At 67.9% G+C, this 20,447-nt stretch carries 21 protein-coding genes; 8 read left to right on the forward strand and 13 right to left on the reverse strand.

The genetic code is table 11. The features are described 5' to 3' along the window. Positions 1-20 precede the first annotated feature (20 nt). The 4 genes from H516_RS0107390 to H516_RS0107405 are packed head-to-tail and all read right to left on the reverse strand — an operon-like array spanning position 21 to position 2,303. Complete coding sequence (locus tag H516_RS0107390; RefSeq protein ID WP_022889086.1) at positions 21-785, reverse strand: ABC transporter permease; 765 nt, start codon at positions 783-785, stop codon at positions 21-23. Then, positions 785-1,600, reverse strand: a complete 816-nt coding sequence (locus H516_RS0107395) for an ABC transporter ATP-binding protein (RefSeq protein ID WP_022889087.1) — start codon at positions 1,598-1,600, stop codon at positions 785-787. Before H516_RS0107395 ends, H516_RS0107390 begins: the two co-directional genes overlap by 1 nt. Then, positions 1,597-1,962: a DUF1048 domain-containing protein gene (locus H516_RS0107400; RefSeq protein WP_022889088.1), complete on the reverse strand. Its 366-nt coding sequence runs from the start codon at positions 1,960-1,962 to the stop codon at positions 1,597-1,599. Before H516_RS0107400 ends, H516_RS0107395 begins: the two co-directional genes overlap by 4 nt. A gap of 2 nt (positions 1,963-1,964) precedes the next feature. Next, complete coding sequence (locus H516_RS0107405) at positions 1,965-2,303, reverse strand: PadR family transcriptional regulator (protein WP_022889089.1); 339 nt, start codon at positions 2,301-2,303, stop codon at positions 1,965-1,967. Between the two features lie 195 nt (positions 2,304-2,498). On the opposite strand from H516_RS0107405, the gene H516_RS0107410 reads away from it, so the two are divergent. Together H516_RS0107410 and H516_RS18970 are read left to right on the forward strand one after the other, a co-directional pair. Continuing rightward, positions 2,499-2,837, forward strand: coding sequence for an ArsR/SmtB family transcription factor (locus H516_RS0107410; protein WP_022889090.1), 339 nt, complete (start codon positions 2,499-2,501; stop codon positions 2,835-2,837). Next, positions 2,834-3,550 carry a cation diffusion facilitator family transporter gene (locus tag H516_RS18970; protein WP_084620435.1) on the forward strand — a complete coding sequence of 239 codons (717 nt, stop codon included), beginning with the start codon at positions 2,834-2,836 and terminating at the stop codon, positions 3,548-3,550. The genes H516_RS0107410 and H516_RS18970 overlap by 4 nt, the downstream gene beginning before the upstream one ends. Before the next feature lie 52 nt (positions 3,551-3,602). On the opposite strand, the gene H516_RS18975 is transcribed toward H516_RS18970, so the two are convergent. Next, on the reverse strand, positions 3,603-5,117 hold the full coding sequence (locus H516_RS18975) for a DDE-type integrase/transposase/recombinase (RefSeq protein ID WP_022889092.1): 1,515 nt from the start codon (positions 5,115-5,117) through the stop codon (positions 3,603-3,605). A gap of 46 nt (positions 5,118-5,163) precedes the next feature. Further along, complete coding sequence (locus H516_RS0107425; RefSeq protein ID WP_022889093.1) at positions 5,164-5,886, reverse strand: TnsA-like heteromeric transposase endonuclease subunit; 723 nt, start codon at positions 5,884-5,886, stop codon at positions 5,164-5,166. 343 nt (positions 5,887-6,229) lie between these two features. Between H516_RS0107425 and H516_RS0107430 the strand changes: the two genes are divergently transcribed. Further along, positions 6,230-6,568: an Rrf2 family transcriptional regulator gene (locus H516_RS0107430; protein ID WP_157432177.1), complete on the forward strand. Its 339-nt coding sequence runs from the start codon at positions 6,230-6,232 to the stop codon at positions 6,566-6,568. A gap of 166 nt (positions 6,569-6,734) precedes the next feature. On the opposite strand, the gene dnaB is transcribed toward H516_RS0107430, so the two are convergent. From dnaB to H516_RS0107465, 7 genes are all read right to left on the reverse strand, one after another. Continuing rightward, entirely contained in the window at positions 6,735-8,108 is a 1,374-nt protein-coding gene (gene dnaB / locus H516_RS0107435; protein WP_026378543.1) for a replicative DNA helicase, read from the reverse strand. A gap of 545 nt (positions 8,109-8,653) precedes the next feature. Then, positions 8,654-9,106 carry a 50S ribosomal protein L9 gene (gene rplI, locus H516_RS0107440; protein ID WP_022889096.1) on the reverse strand — a complete coding sequence of 151 codons (453 nt, stop codon included), beginning with the start codon at positions 9,104-9,106 and terminating at the stop codon, positions 8,654-8,656. Between the two features lie 11 nt (positions 9,107-9,117). Further along, complete coding sequence (rpsR, locus tag H516_RS0107445) at positions 9,118-9,378, reverse strand: 30S ribosomal protein S18 (RefSeq protein WP_022889097.1); 261 nt, start codon at positions 9,376-9,378, stop codon at positions 9,118-9,120. A gap of 69 nt (positions 9,379-9,447) precedes the next feature. Then, positions 9,448-9,963, reverse strand: coding sequence for a single-stranded DNA-binding protein (locus H516_RS0107450; RefSeq protein WP_022889098.1), 516 nt, complete (start codon positions 9,961-9,963; stop codon positions 9,448-9,450). Positions 9,964-9,968: 5 nt separating this feature from the next. Beyond that, positions 9,969-10,352, reverse strand: coding sequence for a 30S ribosomal protein S6 (gene rpsF, locus H516_RS0107455; protein ID WP_022889099.1), 384 nt, complete (start codon positions 10,350-10,352; stop codon positions 9,969-9,971). A gap of 303 nt (positions 10,353-10,655) precedes the next feature. Beyond that, positions 10,656-11,642, reverse strand: a complete 987-nt coding sequence (locus H516_RS18980) for a hypothetical protein (RefSeq protein ID WP_022889100.1) — start codon at positions 11,640-11,642, stop codon at positions 10,656-10,658. Between the two features lie 207 nt (positions 11,643-11,849). Continuing rightward, a complete protein-coding gene (locus H516_RS0107465; RefSeq protein ID WP_026378544.1) occupies positions 11,850-13,283 on the reverse strand; it encodes a CCA tRNA nucleotidyltransferase in 1,434 nt (477 codons plus the stop codon). Between the two features lie 100 nt (positions 13,284-13,383). Between H516_RS0107465 and H516_RS18985 the strand changes: the two genes are divergently transcribed. The 5 genes from H516_RS18985 (at position 13,384) to H516_RS0107490 (ending at position 20,428) form a co-directional block, all read left to right on the forward strand. Further along, the gene (locus tag H516_RS18985; protein WP_022889102.1) at positions 13,384-15,765 is read left to right on the forward strand and encodes a DUF6049 family protein; all 2,382 of its coding nucleotides are present in this window, start codon (positions 13,384-13,386) and stop codon (positions 15,763-15,765) included. Next, a complete protein-coding gene (murJ, locus tag H516_RS0107475; RefSeq protein WP_022889103.1) occupies positions 15,758-17,374 on the forward strand; it encodes a murein biosynthesis integral membrane protein MurJ in 1,617 nt (538 codons plus the stop codon). Before H516_RS18985 ends, murJ begins: the two co-directional genes overlap by 8 nt. Before the next feature lie 181 nt (positions 17,375-17,555). Continuing rightward, positions 17,556-18,542 (forward strand): thioredoxin-disulfide reductase, encoded by a 987-nt coding sequence (gene trxB, locus H516_RS0107480; RefSeq protein WP_022889104.1) that lies wholly within the window; start codon positions 17,556-17,558, stop codon positions 18,540-18,542. A gap of 96 nt (positions 18,543-18,638) precedes the next feature. Beyond that, entirely contained in the window at positions 18,639-18,962 is a 324-nt protein-coding gene (gene trxA, locus H516_RS0107485; protein ID WP_022889105.1) for a thioredoxin, read from the forward strand. Between the two features lie 143 nt (positions 18,963-19,105). Next, entirely contained in the window at positions 19,106-20,428 is a 1,323-nt protein-coding gene (locus H516_RS0107490) for an aminotransferase-like domain-containing protein (RefSeq protein WP_022889106.1), read from the forward strand. The last annotated feature ends 19 nt before the right edge of the window (positions 20,429-20,447 follow it).

The raw sequence follows: 20,447 nt of genomic DNA on the forward strand, positions 1-20,447 counted from the left end.
GGCGTCGCGCTCGAGGGGCTTCAGCTCAACTTTCGCCGGTAGATCGCGATCGCCCAGACGTAGGCGACGACGAGGATGCCGACGAGCCAGGCCAGCGCGACCCAGATGTCGCTGCCGACCGGCTGACCCGCGAAGAGGGCCCTGATGCTGTTCACGATCGAGGTCACCGGCTGGTTCTCGGCGAACCAGGCGACCGGGCCGGGCATCGAGTCGGTCGGCACGAAGGCCGAGCTGATGAACGGCAGGAAGATCAGCGGGTAGCTGAACGCGCTCGCGCCGTCGACGGTCTTCGCCGAGAGGCCGGCGATCACCGCGAGCCAGGTGAGGGCGAGGGTGAAGAGCACGAGGATGCCGGCGACCGCCAGCCAGACCGCCACGGATGCCCCGGTGCGGAACCCCATGAGCAGGGCGACGCCGATGACGATCGCGACCGAGATCAGGTTCGAGACGAGCGACGTGAGCACGTGCGCCCACAGCACGCTCGACCTGGCGATCGGCATCGACTGGAAGCGCTCGAAGATTCCCCCCTGCATGTCGAGGAACAGCCGGTACGCGGTGTACGCGATGCCCGACGCGATCGTGATGAGCAGGATGCCGGGGAGCATGTAGTCGATGTACGACTCGTCGGACCCCGTGTTGATCGCCCCCCCGAGCACGTAGGTGAACAGCAGCATCAGCGCGATCGGGGTGACTGCGGTGGTGATGATCGTGTCGGGGCTGCGGAGGATGTGGGTCAGCGAGCGGCCCGTGAGTACCCGGGTGTCGCTCAGGACGTGGGTGGTCATCATGAATCCTTTCGGGTGTCGTTGGCTGAAGCCGCCACGTCGCTGCGCGCGCCGGCGCTCGCGCCGACCAGCGTGAGGAAGACCTCTTCGAGAGTCGGCTGCTTCTCGACGTACTCGACCTTGGCGGCCGGCAGCAGCTGCTTGAGTTCGGCGAGGGTGCCGTTCTGGATGATGGTGCCCTCGTGCAGGATCGCGATGCGGTCGGCGAGCTGCTCGGCCTCATCGAGGTATTGCGTCGTGAGCAGCACCGTCTTGCCGCGCTCGGCGAGTTGCTTGACGGTCTGCCACACCTCGATGCGCGCCTGCGGGTCGAGCCCGGTCGTCGGCTCGTCGAGGAAGATGATCGGCGGGTCGCCGATCAGGCTCATCGCGATGTCGAGCCGGCGTCGCATGCCGCCCGAGTAGGTGCCGGCCTTGCGGCCGCCCGCCTCGGTGAGCGAGAAACGTGCGAGCAGTTCGTCGGCGATGGCGCCCGGGTTCTTCTGGTGCCGCAGCTTCGCGATCAGCACGAGGTTCTCGCGACCGGTGAGCACCTCGTCGACCGCGGCGAACTGGCCGGTGAGGCTGATCGATTCGCGCACGTCGCCGGACTTGCCGCTGACGTCGAATCCATGCACCGTCGCGGTGCCGACATCCGCCTTCAGCAGGGTCGACAGGATGCGCACGAGCGTGGTCTTGCCGGCGCCGTTCGAGCCGAGCAGGGCGAAGATGCTGCCCCGCGCGACGTCGAAGTCGACACCCTTCAGCACCTGGAGGTCTTTGAACGACTTCTCGATGCCCTGGACCCTGATGGCGGGTTCGGTGACGGTGGTCATGACTGCTCCTTCTTCGCCTCGTCGATCGCCGAGTTCAGGCGAGCGCGCTCCTTGTCGATCCACTGCTTGCCGCCGTACGCCTGCGTGAACTCCTCGGCGAAGGCGACGGGGTCGTCGCCGACGATCTCGCTGACGGGCGTGCCGTCGATCGCCGCGCGCTCCCACAGGTCGGCGAAGTCCTCGAGCATCTTCACCATGGTGTCGCCGTCGGTGATGCCGCCGGCGTACATGAAGTAGCGGTCGAGCGCCTTGGCGCTGCCGCGGTACGGCTCGGGGAGGGCGTCGATGCGGGCCTTGTACTGCTTGTACTGCTTCTTCTGCTCGAGCGAGCCGGTCAGTGCTTCGATCCACTTTGCAGCCATGATCAGTTCTCCAATTCGTCGGTCTGGTGGAGCTGCTCGATACGTTCTGCGAGGAAGCTCCATGTCCTCCAGAACTCTGCGAGTTCGCCTCGGCCCTGCTCGTTGAGCGTGAAGACCTTGCGCGGCGGGCCCTTCTCGGAAGGCACCTTCTCGACGTCGACGAGACCGCGCTGCTCGACCCGAACCAGGAGGGCGTAGATCGTGCCCTCGGCGATGTCGTTGAAACCGCGCTCTCGCAGCCGCGCCGTGATGTCGTAGCCGTAGGCCGGCTGCTCGGCGAGGATCGCGAGGACGATGCCCTCGAGCGTGCCCTTGAGCATCTCGGTCATCTGCTTGCCCATGGAACGCTCCTTTCACTACTCAGTGTTGCTGGTAATCAGTGTCGCTGACTACCACTAGACAGTAACACTGAGTACCGGTACTTAGCAACACCGAATAGCAAATTCTTTCGCGAAGCGTCTCGAGCTGCGAATGCTCCCGCGATCGGGAACCATACAGCGTTTCCTTAATTCAGAGATTCCTGTACATTCACTTCCATGTCGAACGCCACCGCATCCGTGACGCACACCGCCGCCCTGGCCCGACTCGGCTACGCCCTCTCCGACGCGACCCGAGCGGGCGTCCTGCTCGCGCTCCGCGAGGCGCCGGCGTACCCGTCCGATCTGGCCGATGCGCTCGGGGTCTCGCGACAGGTCATGTCGAACCAGCTGGCCTGCCTGCGTGGATGCGGGCTCGTCGAGACGGTGCCCGACGGGCGGCGCACCTGGTACCGCCTCGCCGACCCCCACCTCGCACCGGCGCTCACCGAGCTGCTGCAGCTCGTCCTCTTCGTCGAACCGGAGTGCTGCGCCGGAGAGAGTTGCAGCTGCGCATGACGACGGCAGGGGCTTCGTCACCTTCCGAGCCTTCCGCGCCTTCCGCGCCTTCCGCGCCTTCCGCGGATTCCGCGCCTTCCGCCGATCGGAAGCGCACGCTCCGACGTCGAGTCCGGTGGATCGTCTCGGCCACGATCGCGTACAACCTGATCGAAGCCGTCGTGGCGATCACCGCAGGCAGCATCGCGTCCTCGACGGCGCTGATCGCGTTCGGGCTGGACTCGACGATCGAAGTCCTCTCGGCGGCCGCCGTCGTCTGGCAGTTCACGCGGCGCGACCCCGAGCGATGGGAGAAGGGCACCCTGCGCGTCATCGCCGTCGCCTTCTTCGCCCTCGCCGCCTACGTGATCGCGACGTCGATACTCGCACTGACGCTCCGCGCAGAGGTCGAGCACAGCACCCTCGGCATCGTCATCACCGCGCTCAGTGTTCTCGTGATGCCGTTCCTGTCACTCGCGGAGCGCCGCACCGGCCGCGAACTCGGTTCGGCGACGGCCGTCGCCGACTCGAAACAGACCCTCATCTGCGCCTACCTCTCCGCGGCCGTGCTGGTCGGCCTCGTCCTGAACACCATGTTCGGATGGTGGTGGGCCGACGCGATCGCCGGCCTCGTCATCGCCGGCTTCGCTGTTCGCGAAGGCATCGAAGCGTGGCGCGGGGACGCGTGCGCGACCTCGGTCGGCATGCTCCTCGAAGAGGAGCATGCCTCGTAGCCGCGCATCCTCCGCAAGATGCCCGCGGCTTTCCTTCGAGCGCGCTCGAATGTCAACGGTCGAGGTCATGCCGACCACCGGCGACAAGACGTGGATCATCACCGGGGCGAGCTCCGGCCTCGGCCTGGCTCTCGCCGAAGCAGCACTCCGAGGGCGGCGATCGGGTCATCGGGACGGCACGGCGATAGACGGTCGCCACCCATTCGCGGATGATCTGCTCGAGCTGGCTCACCGTGTACACCGCGTCGCCTTCGGGATCGTCGCCACGTCCGGAGATGTCGGCGCCCTTGTAGCCGGGCAGCTCCTGCAGGAAAGTGTCGAGCGTCCTGAAGAATCGCTCCTGCGGACCCTTGTCAGTCGGCTGGTAGACACGAGCGGGCTGGATCGAGATGCCGATTCGCGCACATGCGCTGGTGACGTGCTCCGACAGGTACGGCGCACCGTGATCGACGACGATTGTCTCCGGCAGGATGCCTGCTCGGGTGAATCGGGACATGCCGATCCGGGCGGGATCGGCCACTACCGTGTCTGGCACGCCGTGGTACGGCCAGCGTGCGCGTGTGTCCCAGTCGGGCGGGGCTTCGAATGGTTGGCATGCCTCCATCAGCACCCCGGCGACGTCGATGGACTTCGTCGACCCGGGCGTGAGTCGCAAGCCGAGGATGCAGCGGGAGTACACGTCCATCGCGACGGTGAGGTCAGCGCACACCCACTTCCCGGTCACGGGCGCGATGGCGAAGACGTTCAGCGGAGTCGTGTCCATATAGACGTACTGCCCTGGTCTCGTGGCATGCAGGCGCCCGTACGGGCCAGTGGGCCGATTCGCGTTTGAGCGCTTTCGCTTCGTGCTGCCCGAGAAGGTCGCTCGGCCACGAGCCAGCTCCTCGAGGATCTTGTAGGCCGCGCTGCGGGATGGCGACGCGACCACGTCGGCGCCAAAGAGTCGCTCGACGCGGGCATTGATACGGGCGATGATTACGGTCTTCGCAACCTTCGACTCTGGAGTTTGCTCATCGATGACCTCGCGAGCGACGTCCACCCATCGGTCGTCGAAGTTCCTGAGCGCCTGGCCCGGCTGCGCGCTGCGATTGTCCACCAGCCCGGCTTCGCCGGCTTCTCGGTATCTCGCGATCCATCGCTCGATCGTGCGGTGCCCCTTGCCCAGCTCCGCGGCCTTCGCAGCGATCCGTTGCTCCAGACTGTTGCCCGGCTGGAACAACTCCCGTGGCTCGCCCTCTCGTGCGACGTCCGCGTCCCCAGCTGTGTACCCGGTGAGGACTTCGCGGACGTGATCCGCGCGCTCCTGCGCCCGCGCCTGGGCCGCTTTGGTCGCGTCGGACCAGATCACGCCGAGCGGTACAGCCTCTTCTTCGTCTCGAGTGCGGCCGGGGATGTGTGCGAGGCCTCCTTCAGCGCGAGGCCGCAGGAGCTCGACGAGCCGGAGGCGTCGAAATCGACCTGCCCGGGTGCGGATGATCACCGCGCCGTCGGCGACCTCGGTGACTGTGGCGGGCTCCCCGTCGTAGACCAGATCGGCGCCTGCTTGCAGGATCCACGTATTGCTCATCTCAATCTCCCTGTTCGTCCTGATGGGGTGGTCATACTGGGCTCGCTCATCCCGGCTTGAGCACACTCGTTCGGCCCAGTGGGAGGGTGAGATCCGTACTGAGGAACCGAGTCCAAATGAGGTGAAGAACGAGCGCCAGGGCCCGCCGGTGGTCGCCGACGATCGACTGAACGAACGCGGCCGCCTCGCCGAACGTCTGCGGTGTTCGTAGCGCTTCGATCGCCGCAGCGACTTCTGTGTCGACGAACTGGAACGCGCGCCGGTAGCCGGCGAGGAACTGAACGTTCGTGAACAGGGTCGGATCAGGCTCGGACAGCACCCGGTACTCCCAGCCGTGCGCCTCGATCACCCGCCGCGACCACCCCAGCGAGTCACGCACCTTCGGCAGCGACAGCTTCTCCGCCGGTTTCACATCGGCCACGCAGACGGAGTCGTCGGCGTGAGCAATCAGGAAGTCAGGGATGTGCCGGCGAGTGGTGCCGCGATCATCGCCTTCGAGCAGAAAGGGCTGCGACAGCAGCCGTCGCACTCGCGGATCGAAGTCGAGCAGGAGCAGGTTGGCGTACTCCAGCCTCGACTCGTAGCCGACTGGAGCGTCCATCGTGGCGGACCAGTAGCTGCCTGAGAAATGGCGCTGCCCCTTGTACCACCGGAACTCCCGCCATGGGACCGCTGATTCGAACAGGCGCAGTCGAGCGTCCGCGATCGGAACAGACTCGACATGATCGGCAGACTTGCGGATCTGAATCGTCGCTGGCCGACCGCTCATCGCAGTGAACCTCTACGCCGCAGCAGACATGCGGACGCCTCTCGGCTGCTGCCACCCTCACCGCTGCTCCATCGCGAGTTGCTCTGCATTGGGCAATGATCGGGCGGCTCAGGCGCACATGAAAGGTGCCGACCCGACATAGATCCGGCAATCACGAGTAACGGTAACGCTATTGATTCATTGGCTGAAACTTGATACGCGAATACCGAATCTATTTGACGATTCTCACTATATCCTGATGTATGAGCAGAAAACAGACCCACCGAGCCATTCGCCACGAGGGTTACCGAATCCGGCGCCATCGACCGGTTCCCTGCAAGTGGTGGCGTGCGACACTCAAGGAGTGACGATCGTGGAACCTTTGGCACCCGCGGGCCCCGCCGCGCCCGAGGTATCACGCCTGGTCTTCGGGAACAGTCACATGTTCGGCGTCATGGTCGAGATCGCTTCGCTAGGCGGTCGCACCTTCTCGTCGAAGCAGATCAGTGACGCGACTCAGCTCTCGCCCGGCATCGTGCACCCCCTGATCCAGAAGCTGCGACGCGCTCACTTCATCGAGTTCGTCGAGCAGGTCCATGGAGAGCGCACCCTTCTGTATCGGGTTGTCGACAATCACGTGTGGGAAGCTGCCAGCCGCTACGCGGAAGAGCGCGCCGCAACCGAAGAGCGCTCGGCCTCGTAGCATCCCCCACTCAGGCCCGGCAGAGATTCTTGGCTCACCGTGCCAAGAATCTCGCGCGTCGCCGAAACGTGGCGGAATCGCCACATATCCGTAATGTGCCCGTGGAATCCGCCATCTTCACGTGGAACCTACAAGACAATCTAGTCAGTCACTCGTCAAGAGCGACCTACATCGGCGCCATGTCGGCGAACTTGGAGAAGTGGCCCTGGAACGCGACCGTGATGGTGCGGGTCGGGCCGTTACGGTGCTTCGCGACGATGAGGTCGGCCTCGCCTGCGCGGGGACTGTCACGCTCGTAGGCGGCCTCTCGGTGCAGCAGGATCACCATGTCGGCGTCCTGCTCGATCGAGCCCGACTCCCGGAGGTCGCTGATCGCGGGCATCTTGTCGGCGCGCTGCTCGGGGCCACGGTTCAGCTGCGAGAGAGCGATGACCGGCACCTGGAGCTCTTTCGCGAGCAGCTTCAGCGCACGCGAGAACTCCGAGACCTCTTGTTGGCGGCTTTCGACGCGCTTGCCGCTTGTCATGAGCTGGAGGTAGTCGATGACGACCATCTTCAGACCGACCTTCTGCTTGAGCCTGCGGCACTTCGCGCGGATCTCGACGAGGGTCATGTTGGGGGAGTCGTCGATGTAGAGCGGCGAGTCGTTGATGCGACCGCGGGTCGAGGCGATCGTCGTCCAGTCGCGGGAGTCGACCGTGCCCTTGCGCATGTTCTGCAGCGGTACGTTCGACTCTGCCGAGAGCAGGCGCATCGCGATCTCGCTCTTGCCCATCTCGAGCGAGAAGAACACCGAGGGCAGGCCGTTCGTGATCGACGCCGCGCGCGCGAAGTCGAGCGCGAGCGTCGACTTGCCCATCGCGGGTCGGGCGGCGACGATGATCATCTGCCCGGGGTGGAACCCGTTCGTCAGGTCGTCGAGGTCGGCGAAGCCGGTCGGCACGCCCGTGAACTTGCCGTCGGTGTGCTTGGCCGCCTCGATCTCGTCGATCGCGACCGTGACCGCTTCGGAGAGCGGCACGTAGTCTTCGGTCTCGACCGAGCCGGTGACCGAGTAGATCTCGGCCTGGGCGTTGTTCACGAGGTCGACGACCTCGCCCTCGCCGGCGTAGCCCATCTGCACGATGCGCGTGCCGGCCTCGACGAGCCGGCGGAGCAGGGCGCGCTCGGCGACGATCGAGGCGTAGAAACCGGCATTCGCGGCGGTCGGCACGAGGCTCGTGAGCGTGTGCAGGTACTCGACGCCGCCGGCGCGCTGCAGGTCGCCGGTCTTCGTCAGCTCGTCGGTGACGGCGATGACATCGGTCGGCTCGCCGTGCGAGTAGAGCGTGAGCACCGCATTGAAGACGACCTCGTGCTTGGGTACGTAGAAGTCGATGCCGCGAATGGTCTCGATGACATCGGCCACGGCGTCTTTCGAGAGCATCATGCCGCCGAGTGCACTCTGCTCGGCGAGGAGATCGTGCGGAGGAACGCGTTCGCCCCGTCGGGGTTCGCCGTCGTCGGCCGGTTCGGCGAGCCCGATGTGCGCGATCGACAACTGAATGACCTCCGATTTCGAGCTCGTGCGGGCGAGCGACCCGCGCCCGCACTCCAGTGTCATCGGAGCCACCGACACCGGCTCATCGACGCGAGGAGACCCACTGTTCGTGGGACGCTGCTTCACGATATGAGCGGCTCGACCACAGCACAAGCCGCCCTGTGGATAACTCTGGGGAGAATCTGGGCGAAACGCCGTTCAACATGTGCATTCCGCCTGTGGAGAACTGTGGAATTGGTTCGAATTACATGGGTTGAATTCAGAGTTGATCAGGGATAAATACTATGCACACCTGTGGAGGAAAACTTCTTCGACGACATTCCCCACCCTGTTCTCCACCTGTGTACAACAGTCACAGGAAACCCGGATGCGGACTTGCGCGGAGACCGCGCTCGGGTGTAGACGCGCGTCGGGTTTTCGAGCACGCGAGACACCCGTCCGGGGGACGTCGACAGACCCGCCACGTGGCATCCGACGCCCCTCGAACACGACGAAGCGGCGGTCGGGAGCCGAAGCTCCCGACCGCCGCTCGCGATCTCGGGCGATTACTTCGCCACGACCACCTGGAGGATGATCGTCGCGGTCAGCTCGTCGTGCAGACGAACCGTCGCCTCGTGGTCGCCGATCGACTTGATCGGCGTGGGGATCTGGATCTTGCGCTTGTCGATCGAGCCGAGGCCTGCGGCCTCGACTGCGTCCGCGACATCCGCCGTCTTGACCGAACCGAACAGGCGGCCGCCGAGACCGGCCTTGACGGCCAGCTTGACCTTGCCCGACTCGAGCTTGGCCTTGAGGGCCTGCGCGTCTTCGAGCGAGTGCAGGGCGCGAGCCGCGCGAGCGGCCTTGATCTGCTCGACCTGCTTCTCGCCACCGCGGGTCCACGGCGTCGCGAAGCCCTGGGGAACCAGGTAGTTGCGCGCATAGCCGTTCTTGACCTCGACGACGTCGCCGGCCGTGCCGAGGCCGCTGACCTCGTGCGTGAGAATAACCTTTGCCATTGTCGTGCTCCTTAGCGGCCGGAGCCCGAGTAGGGCAGGAGTGCCATCTCGCGCGCGTTCTTCACGGCGCGGGCGATGAGGCGCTGCTCCTGCACGGAGACACCGGTGATGCGACGGGCGCGGATCTTTCCACGCTCCGAGATGAACTTGCGAAGGGTCGCAACGTCCTTGTAGTCGATGATGCCGACCTTGATCGACTTCGCCGGGGCGGCGTTCTTCGCGCCCTTCCCGCGGCTCGGCTTGCGGCGATCGCCGCTGCTCTTTCCAGCCATTGGTCTTCCTGTCTTGAGATTCGCGGGTTGAGGAACGATGGAGTCGCGTCTCGAAACCCGCAGTGAGTATTAGAAGGGGGTCTCGTCGCCGTACCCGGTGCCGGGGGTGTTCCAGACATCCCCGCCGCCCTGCTGCTGCTGGGCCGCGGGAGCGCTGGGCGCCCACGCGTCGTCGGACTGGCCGCCCCCGAAGGAGCCGCCGCCGACCGCACCGCGGTTCGACTGCGCACGAGTGACGGTGGCGGTGGCGTACCGGAGCGAGGGACCGATCTCGTCGATCTCGAGCTCCATGGTGGTGCGCTTCTCGCCTTCCTTCGTCTCGTAGGAACGCTGCTTGAGACGCCCGGAAGCGATGACCCGGGAACCCTTGGTGAGTGAACCCGCGACGTGCTCGGCGAATTCACGCCAGCAGCTCGCGCGCAGGAACAGCGCTTCACCGTCCTTCCACTCGTTCGCCTGACGGTCGAACGTACGGGGAGTGGAGGCGATGGTGAAGTTGGCAACCGCCAGACCGTTCTGCGTGTAACGCAGCTCGGGATCTGCAGTGAGGTTGCCCACCACGGTGATGATGGTCTCGCCGGCCATGGGGACTAGGCGTCCTTCTTGGCGGGGGCCTTGGCGGCGGCGGCGGCCTTCTTGGCAGCCTTCGCCTCCTGGGCCTTCGCGTGAGCGGCGACCTGGGCGATCGCCTCTTCCGCGCGGAGCACCTTCGTGCGCATGACGGCCTCGCTGAGGTTCAGCTGGCGGTCGAGCTCGTCGGTGGTCTTGGACTCGGCGGTGAAGTCGACGACGGCGTAGATGCCCTCGTTCTTCTTGTTGATCTCGTAGGCCAGGCGACGACGTCCCCAGATGTCGACCTTGTCGACAGTGCCGCCATCGTTACGGATGACGTTGAGGAACTTGTCAAGGCTGGGAGCAACGGTGCGCTCGTCGATCTCGGGATCGAGGATGACCATCAGCTCGTACTGGTGCATGACTAACCCACCTCCTTCGGACTCAGCGGCTGCAGGATCTCTGCAACAGGAGGGTTGTGCATACGTCGCACCGAGGAGGCCTCACATTCGAGGCGCACGGGCAACCTGTCAATGGTAGCGGATGCCTCGCGCCAGCGCCATTCGCACCCGCGCCGCGCCGCGCGCCAGCGCCCCGCGCTCCGCGGCCCCGCGCCCCCGCGGCCCCGCGGCGTCACGCCGTTTCGGGGGTGCATATCCGCAAGCTGGCGCCGCGATTCCGTTCTGAGGTTGCGGGAAAGCACCCCCAAGACGAGCTGCACGCGCTCAGGTGCCGCGGCGCTGTGCGCGGCGGGGGAGGCCGGCGTCCTCGAGGGCCGCGGCCAACTCGCGCGGGCGAGTAGCGGTGCGCCAGTCCCAGTGCACGCCGTGGCGGCGGTGCCGACGCGCGATGCGCTGGTCGCGCTTCTTCTCGTCGAGCACGACCTGCTCGGCGGTTCGACCGCCGCGATACCGTGGATCGAGGTACTTCAGGTCGCCATCGAACTCGCCGAAGAGCCCGTGGTCGGGCCAGTCGAAGTCGACCCGGTCGACACCGCCGTCCGATCGGTCGAACTCGTGCTGGAGCACCGGTGCGGGGAAGCCCAGCAGATGGATCTGCGCCCGACTCAGTGATTCACCCACCGACTCCGCGCGGGCGTCGGCGAACTCGAGTGCGGTCCGTGCGCCGCGAATGCCGCCGCGCCGGCCGAGTCGACCGAGTCGTCGTTCGACCTCGGATGGCGGTACACCGCGGGCGACGACGAATCCGTCCGCTCGGAGGAACGTGCCCGTGGCGGCATCGAGGGCAACGACCGCGTTCACGAACCTTCGATCGCACGCGATATCGACGAGTGTCTGCAGGAGCCCCGTCACAAGGAATCCGTTGACCTCGACGATCTCGGTGGGGTCGAACGGCGTGCGCCGCCAGACGACACCGTTCATCGAGCGTGGGCGGGTCCCACGGGCATCGAGGAGCTCGACGGATTCGGGCGCGGGCCCGATGCGTGGAATGCCCCAGACCGCCGCCGCGGACTCATGCGAGAGCACGACCCGCCCGCGACGGGTGGCGACGACTGCGGCGATCCGCGCGAGCTCCCGGCGGCGACGACCGGCGGCGGCGAACTCCGCAGGCTCGACGAACACGCCCGCTCGGAGCCTGCTGAGCCGCCCGGTCGTCGCGCGGTATTGCAGTGTTCGAGCCGGAACCGAGGGTGAGGCCCGATCACCGCTGAACCGCAGGGGAGGGAACACGGCGCCGTCGGAGGAGTCCATCCCCGAAGCATCCATCGTTCGAAGCCGGCTCGCGCGGCTCGGCGCCGCCCTGTGAAGGCCTCGCCGCCGCCCCACCCTGTGGAGGACAGGCCGCGGACGGGTTCCATCCGTTTCGGGGGTGCATTTCCGCAAGGTGAGGTGCAGATTCCGGGCCGAACCTGCGGAAATGCACCCCCGAAACGAAACGGGCGGCAGCCCGCCCGCGGTTCAGTCGCGCGCGGCCCACCAGGCGCGCAGGCGCTCCGCCGCGGCATCCTCACCGATGGGGCCCTCGTCGAGCCGCACCTCGAGCAGGTACTTGTAGGCCTCACCGACCACGGGGCCCGGCTCGATGCCGAGCAGGCGCATGATCTGCTGGCCGTCGAGCTCGGGCCGCACGGCGGCGAGCTCCTCCTCCTCGGCGAGCACCGCGATGCGCTCCTCGAGGTCGTCGTAGGCGAACGCGAGTTGGTCGGCCTTTCGGCGGTTTCGGGTGGTGACGTCGGCGCGCGCGATGATGTGCAGCCGTTCGAGCTGCTCGGCGTCACCCGCGTCACGCACGTAGCGGCGCACGGCCGAGTCCGTCCACGCGCCGTCGGTGTAGCCGAAGAAGCGCAGGTGCAGCTCGATGAGGCGCGAGACCGCGGCGACCGTGTCGTTGTCGAAGCGCAGTGCGCGCAGACGCTTGCGCGCCAGCTTCGCACCGACGACGTCGTGGTGGTGGAAGCTGACGGCGCCGCCCGGCTCGTAGCGGCGGGTGGCCGGCTTGCCGATGTCGTGCAGCAGCGCCGCGAGGCGAACGACGAGATCGGGGGAGTCGAGCACTCCGCGCGACTTCTCGTAGTCGATCGCCTGGTCGAGCACGGTCAGGCTGTGCTCGTACACGTCCTTGTGGCGGTGGTGCTCGTCGCGTTCGAGGCTGAGCGCGGGCAGCTCGGGCAGCACGCGCGCGGCGAGGCCCGAGTCGACGAGGAGGCGCAGCCCGGGTCGCGGCGCATCGGTGAGCAGCAGCTTGACGAGCTCGTCGCGCACCCGCTCGGCCGAGATGCGGTCGATCTCGGGTGCGAGGTCGCGCATCGCCCGCACCGCCCCCTCGTCGACCTCGAAGCCGAGCTGCGAGGCGAAACGGGCAGCGCGGAGCATGCGCAGCGGGTCGTCGCCGAAGGACTGCTCGGGCGAGGCCGGGGTGCGCAGCACCATCGCGACGAGGTCTTCGACGCCGCCCGACGGATCGACGAGTTCGAGCTTCGGCAGGCGCAGCGCGAGTGCGTTCACGGTGAAGTCGCGCCGCACCAGGTCGGCCTCGAGCGAGTCGCCGAAGACGACCTCGGGCTTGCGCGAGTCGCCGTCGTACGCGTCGGCCCGGTAGGTGGTGATCTCGGCGGTCTCGCCGGCGACCTTCGCGCCGATCGTGCCGAACGCACGGCCGATGTCCCAGTGGGCCTCGGCGATCGGCTTCACGATCGCGAGGATCTCGTCGGGCGTGGCATCCGTCGTGAAATCGAGGTCGTTCACCGCACGGCCGAGGAACGCGTCGCGGACGGGCCCCCCGACGAGTGCCAGTTCGTGGCCCGCGCGCTCGAACGCCTCGGCGAGCTTCGCGACGGTCGGCGAAGACGCCGCCTCGGCCAGGCGGTCGAGGGCTGCCGCGACACTCTGCATGCCTCCCATGTTAAGCGGGCGGGTCGGCGCCGCGTCGAGCGGGCGGCCGCCGTGGATGCATCGACCGGATGCTCGGCTCGCTCACCGTAGAATCGCCTGCATGGCAGCCGACTCGACTCCTGCGCGCGCGCGCGGCGATCGGCTTCCGGCGACGGCGACGGCACCGCTGGGTGCTGCGGATGATTCGGGGCGACGCCGGCCGTCGGTCGACGCGCCGCGTGCATCGAACCGAGCGGCCGCCGGCACGGGCCGTCGCCGCGGCGTCGCGTTCGGCATCGCCGCGGCCGCGGTGTGCGCGGTCGTCGCCGCACCGCTCGGAGCGCTGGCCGTCGCCGGCGGGCCCGGCGCCGAGCGTCGCTCGGCCCCGACGTCCGTGCCGGCCTCCGCGGAGGAGTCCGAGGGTGTGGCGTTGCACATCGCGCCCATGAATGCGACGACGGTCACCGCCGGGCAGCCGCTGACCGTTCAGGTCGAGGTCGAGAACGCCACCGCCGAGGCCCTCGCCGCGGGCACGCTGCGCCTCACCCGCGCCGCCGCCGCCATCGACGATCCCGACGAACTCGATGTCTGGCTGGCGAGTGCAGGTTCGACCGATGGGGTCACCTCCCCCGACGGGGTGGCGCTCGGCGAGGCCGAGACACGGCCGGTCGCCGCCGGGTCGAACACCGTCGTCTCGTTCACCATCCCGGCGACGGCGATCGCCGTGGCCGGCGACGACCCGGTGCTCGGCCTCGGCGCCGAGCTCGTCGTCGACGACGTGCTCGTCGCCTCGGGCACCGACGCCTTCGCCACCTCGTCGGCACCGGCGACGAGCGGTACCTCGGTCGCACTCGTCTATCCGCTCACGGTGCCCGCGAGTTCCACCGGGCTGATCGACGCCGAGACGCTGGAGGAGTGGACTTCGCCGCTCGGGCTTCTCGATCGCCAGCTCGACGCGGTCGCGGGCCGCCCGGTCACGATCGGCGTCGATCCGCGCATCATCGCCTCGATCCGCGTGCTGGGCAGTTCGGCACCCGCCTCGGCCGTCGAGTGGCTCGGCCGCCTCGGCGACGCCGGCAACGAGATATTCCCTCTCGCGTATGCAGATGCGGATGTCGCGTTGCAGGCGCAGCTCGGACTCGCCCAACTGCTCGAGCCGACCGGGTTCGACGACGCGCTCGATGCCTCCGACTTCTCAGGCCAGGCCCCGCCCGACGATGACGGCGACCAGCCCGAAGAGGGCGAGGCGCCGAGCGACGACGCCACAGCGACACCCGGGCCGAGCGAGACCGCTCCCGCCGAGCCCGAGCCGACGCCGCCCACCCCCGGAGAGGTGCCGAGCACCGAGATGCTGCTCGACTGGCCGTACACGCGCACCGACATCGCCTGGCCCGCCGATGACACGGTGGCCGCGGGCGACCTCGCGGCGCTCGATGCCGCCGGGCTCACGACGGCCATCCTGTCGTCCGGCAACGTGACGGCGCCGGGCGACCGCGTCGGCGCGGCCGCGTCGATCGACGGCTCGACCGCCGTCGTCGCCGATGCACGGCTGACCGAGCCGCTGCGCGAGGCATCCGTCGCCGACTCCGACACCGAGTGGCGCTCGGCGACCGGCCGCCTCCTCGCGGAGCTCGCGCTCGATACGGGCGGATCGTCCTCGGCGCTGCTCGCCACGTTCGACCGCGACGCCGGCGAGCATTCGACTCGTGTCGCGGCGACCCTCGACGAGTTGACCCGGTCGCCGGCCGGCACGGTCGGCCTGGCCGAGGCGATCGGCGCTCCTCCGACGTCGCGCGCGCTCGTCGACCTCGCCGAAGATGGATCCCGCGTCGACTCCGCGGAGCGGATGCTCGCCGCCGAGAGCTCCGTCGCCGAGTTCGCCACCGTGCTCGACGATCCGACGCTGCTGACCGATCCGGTTCGCCGCGACCTCCTCGCGATGCTCGACGTCGCCTGGCTCTCCGACCGTGCGGCGTGGGAGACCGCGGTCGCCGAGTGGCTCGCCGCGCGCCGCGCGACGACCGAGGCCGTCTCGGTCGTGCCCTCCTCGAGTGTCAACATCTTCGCTCGCGAGACGCCGTTGCCGGTGACCGTCCTGAATGCGCTCCCGTACCCGGTGACCGTGATCGTCTCGGCCGATCCGTCGAACGGGCGACTCGTCGTCGACGAGAGCGTCACCGCGAAGATCCCCGCCGAATCGCGGAGCACCGTGCAGGTGCCGATCACGGCCGGCGTCGGTCGCGGCGAGGTGACGATCGCGATCTCCCTGTCGTCGGCGACCGGCGTCCCGGTCGGGCGCACCGTCTTCATCAGCGGCAACGTGCAGGCCGACTGGGAAGGCCTCGGCGCCGGCATCCTCGCCACCGCGCTGGTGCTCTTCTTCAGCTTCGGCATCTGGCGCAACATCCGTCGCCGCCGCAAGCAGCGCGCGGCGGAGGCTTCCGAGATCGCCGACACCGCCGCCGACCCCGACACCGATCCCGAGGACCCGAAGAGTGACTGACGACCGGATCGGCCGCGCGAGCCTGTTCCTCGCCTCGGGGACGCTGGTCTCCCGCATCCTCGGATTCGTGAAGGCGATCGTGCTGGCCGCCACCATCGGTGTCGTGCCCTCGGTCAGCGCCGACGCGTTCGCGGTCGCGAACGGCCTGCCGAACACCGTGTACGTGATCGTCGCGGGCGGTGTGCTCAGCGCGGTGCTCGTACCGCAGATCGTCCGCGCGTCGACGCACGCGGACGGCGGGGGCGCCTACATCAACAAGCTCCTCACGCTGGCGATGGTGATCCTGCTCGGCGCCACCGTGGTCGCCACCGCGGCCGCGCCACTCCTCACCTCGCTCTACGCCGGTTCGAACGCCGACATCCTGCCGCTCGCCATCGCGTTCGCCTGGTGGTGCATGCCCCAGATCTTCTTCTACGGCCTCTACACCCTGCTCGGCGAAGTGCTCAACGCACGCCGCAGCTTCGGCCCGTTCACCTGGGTTCCGGTGCTGAACAACGTCGTCGCCATCGCCGGGCTCGTCGCGTTCGGCTTCGCCTTCGGCTTCGACCCCGACGGCCTCCGCGACGTCGGCGACTGGACCGGCGGCATGGTCGTCCTCCTCGCGGGGTCGGCGACTCTCGGCATCGTCGTCCAAGCGGTCGTGCTGTTCTGGTTCTGGCGTCGCATCGGGCTCCGCTACCGACCAGACTTCGCCTGGCGCGGCGTCGGGCTGCGCACCGCGGGCAAGCTCGCCGGGTGGACGTTCGGGATGCTCCTGCTCACGACCCTCGCCGGGATCGTGCAGACCCGCGTGCTCTTCGTCGCGACCGGCCAGGGCGCCTCGGTCGCCGCCTTCGACACGGCATGGCTCGTGTTCATGCTGCCGCACTCGGTCATCACCGTCTCGATCGCCACCGCGTACTTCACGCGGATGAGCGAGCACGCGGCCATCGAGAACCTCGACGAGGTGCGCAACGACCTCTCGAGCGCGTTGCGCGGAGTGCTCGTCATCCTCGCGCTCGCCGCCGCCGGCCTCATCGTCGTCGCCTACCCGTTCGGCGCGGTCTTCCAGTCCGGGTTCGCCGCCGCCTCCGCCATCGGCAACATCCTGATCGCGCTCGCGCTCGGGCTCGTGGCCTTCAGCCTGCTCTTCGTGGTGCAGCGCACCTTCTACGCGCTGAACGACACGCGCACGCCGTTCTTCTTCACCCTGTTCCAGGTGATCGTCTTCTCCGGCGCCGCGTTCGCGTGCCTCCTCCTTCCGGTCGACTGGATCGGCGTCGGCGTCGCCCTCGCGACGACCCTCGCCGTGGTGGCGCAGTTCACCCTCGCGACGCTCCTGCTGCGTCGTCGTCTCGGCACCCTCGACGGCCGCCGTATCGGCCGTGCGCTCCTCCGTTCGCTCGTCGCGCTCGTCGCCCCCGTGCTGGTCGGCCTGGTGCTGCTCGTCGCCCTCGGCGGGACGAGCGAGGGAGGATTCGCCGTCTCGAGCCGCGTGGGCGCCATCGTGTCGATGGTCGTCATCGGCGTCGTGATGTCGGGGCTGTATTTCGCCGGACTGTGGCTGCTGCGCTCGCCCGAACTGCGCGGCTTCGCCGAGCCGCTCATCGCCCGCCTCCGCCGACGCTGAGCCGCCGTCGCCGCGGGGCGAGACCCTTCGGAATCCGCCCGGCTCGAGGCATCCGTCACACGCCACCGCCCGTGAGGCGGCAGGAATACCGGCCGCCTAGACTGTGTTGACCATGGCGTGACCTCCGGAATCCCCGGAGGCCGCACCACTGCAGCACCGCTGAGAACATCGAGGAGCATCGTTGCGCGACATCATCATCATCGGTTCGGGCCCGGCCGGCTTCACCGCCGCGATCTACGCCGCCCGCGCGCAGCTGAATCCCCTGCTCATCGCGAGTTCGGTCGAGATCGGCGGTGAGCTCATGAACACCACCGAGGTCGAGAACTACCCCGGCTTCCCCGAGGGCATCATGGGCCCCGACCTCATGACGAACTTCCAGCAGCAGGCCGAGCGCTTCGGCACCGAGGTCGTCTACGACGACGTCGTCGAGCTCGAGCTCGACGGCCCGGTCAAGCGCGTGAAGCTCGGCAACGGAGGCGTCGAAGAGGCGCGCACCGTCGTCTACGCGACGGGCTCGGCGTACCGCAAGCTCGGCCTGCCCGAAGAAGAGGTGCTGTCGGGCCACGGCCTGTCGTGGTGCGCCACCTGCGACGGATTCTTCTTCCGCCAGAAGACGATCGCGGTCGTCGGCGGCGGCGACTCGGCGATGGAGGAGGCGACCTTCCTCACCCGGTTCGCCGACAAGGTCTACGTCATCCACCGCCGAGACACCCTCAAGGCGTCGAAGATCATGCAGCAGCGCGCATTCGACAACGAGAAGATCGAGTTCATCTGGAACGCCGAGATCGCGGCGATCCACGGCACCGACGCCGTCACCGGCGTCACCCTGCGCGACACGGTGAACGGCGAGGAGCGCGGACTCGACCTCGACGGGCTGTTCGTCGCGATCGGCAACGACCCCCGCACCCACCTCGTGCACGGCAAGCTCGACCTGACCGCCGAGGGCACCATCGCGGTCGACGGGCGCAGCTCGCGCACGAGCATCGCCGGAGTGTTCGCCGCGGGCGACGTGATCGACCCCAACTACCGGCAGGCGATCACCGCCGCCGGCACGGGTGCTGCCGCAGCCCTCGACGCCGAGCACTACCTCGCCGCGCTCGACGCGAGCGACGACGAGGAGGCTGCACCAGTGGCCGCCCCAGAGCTCGCCGGCGTCGCCGCCGAATAGACGCCCGGCACGCGGCATCCCTCAGTCGGCTGCCGCGCCGGATCCCACCCAGCTTCACGCTTCCACGCTTCCACGCTTCCACTAAGGAGAACGCAAATGTCCGCACGTGCAGTGACCGAGGCCACCTTCGAGCAGGAGGTCCTCAACAACGACAAGCCCGTCATCGTCGACTTCTGGGCCGAATGGTGCGGCCCGTGCCGCGCGGTCAGCCCGATCCTCGACCAGATCGCGACCGAGCACGCCGACAAGATCGACATCGTCAAGCTCAACGTCGACGAGCACCCCAACCTCGCGATGAAGTACCAGATCACCGCGATCCCCGCGTTCAAGGTGTTCAAGGGCGGCGAAGTCGTGCAGAGCTTCGTCGGCGCGAAGCCCAAGCCGGCCCTCGAAGCCGACCTCGCCGCCTACATCGCGTAGTCGGCGGTCGATTCGTAGGAAGACCCGTCCGGTGAGAGCCGGGCGGGTCTTTCGCATACCCACGACGGATGCCACGTGGCATCCGTCATTCTGCCGGTGCACCGGCAACTACCATGGAAATCCCGAGCAGAACGGAACTCGCAGTGACCTCTGACGGCGTCCCCCAGCGGACCGGCAACAATCTCGACCCCTGGTACGCGAACTACGCCGAGCGCGCCGCCGGTCTCGCCGCCTCCGAGGTTCGAGCCCTGTTCGCCGTCGCCTCGCGCCCCGAGGTCGTCTCGCTCGCCGGCGGCATGCCGTTCGTCTCCGCCCTCCCGCAAGACCTGATCGTCTCCTCGATGGACAGGGTCATGCGCGAACAGGGTCCTGTCGCACTGCAATACGGCTCTGGTCAGGGAATTCCCGCGCTTCGCGAGCACATTCTCGAGGTCATGGCCATCGAGGGGATCCGTGGTGCGGTCGACGACGTCGTGACCACGACGGGCTCGCAGCAGGCACTCGACCTCGTCGCCAAGCTCTTCCTCGACCCCGGCGACGTGGTGCTCGCCGAGGCTCCTTCCTACGTCGGCGCGATGGGCGTGTTCCGCTCGTACCAGGCGAACGTGGTGCATGTCGCGATGGACGAGCACGGCCTCATTCCCGAAGCCCTCCGCCAGACCATTGCGCACCTGCGCGGGCAAGGTCGACGGATCAAGTTCCTCTACACGATCCCGAACTTCCACAATCCTGCCGGGGTGACGCTCTCGGCCGAGCGCCGGCCCGAGATCCTCGAGATCTGCCGCTCGAACGAGATCCTGATCCTCGAAGACAATCCCTACGGCCTGCTGCACTTCGACGAGCCGGCCCCGAACGCGCTCCGCTCCCTCGACGCCGAGGGTGTCATCTATCTCGGCTCCTTCTCGAAGACGCTCGCGCCCGGCTTCAGAGTGGGTTGGGCGCTCGCACCGCACGCGATCCGCGAGAAGCTCATCCTCGCCGCCGAGTCGGCGATCCTCTCTCCGTCCTCGTTCAGTCAGCTTGTCGTGTCCGAGTACCTCGCGACCGCCGACTGGCGCGCCCAGATCGACACCTTCCGCGGTGTCTACCGCGAACGCAAGGACGCGATGATCGAGGCGCTGGGGGAGTACCTGCCGCAGCTCACGTGGACGAACCCGAACGGCGGTTTCTACGTCTGGGTCACCATGCCCGATGTGCTCGACTCGAAGCAGATGCTCCCGCGAGCGGTGAAGGAGCTCGTCGCCTACACGCCGGGCACCGCCTTCTTCGCAGACGGCCGCGGGCGCCACGCGATGCGGCTGTCATTCTGCTATCCGACGCCAGAGGCGATCCGGCTCGGCATCCGCCGCCTCGCGACCGTCGTCAACGGCGAGCTCGACCTGCTCGACACCTTCGCCGGCACGGGCACGCTGCAACTGCCTCCGAGCGCGGGCTTCGAGTCCGCACCGCCTTCCGACCTGAAATAGCGCACGAACCCGACCTCAA

Source organism: Agromyces italicus DSM 16388, assembly GCF_000421545.1.
Taxonomy (GTDB): domain Bacteria; phylum Actinomycetota; class Actinomycetes; order Actinomycetales; family Microbacteriaceae; genus Agromyces; species Agromyces italicus.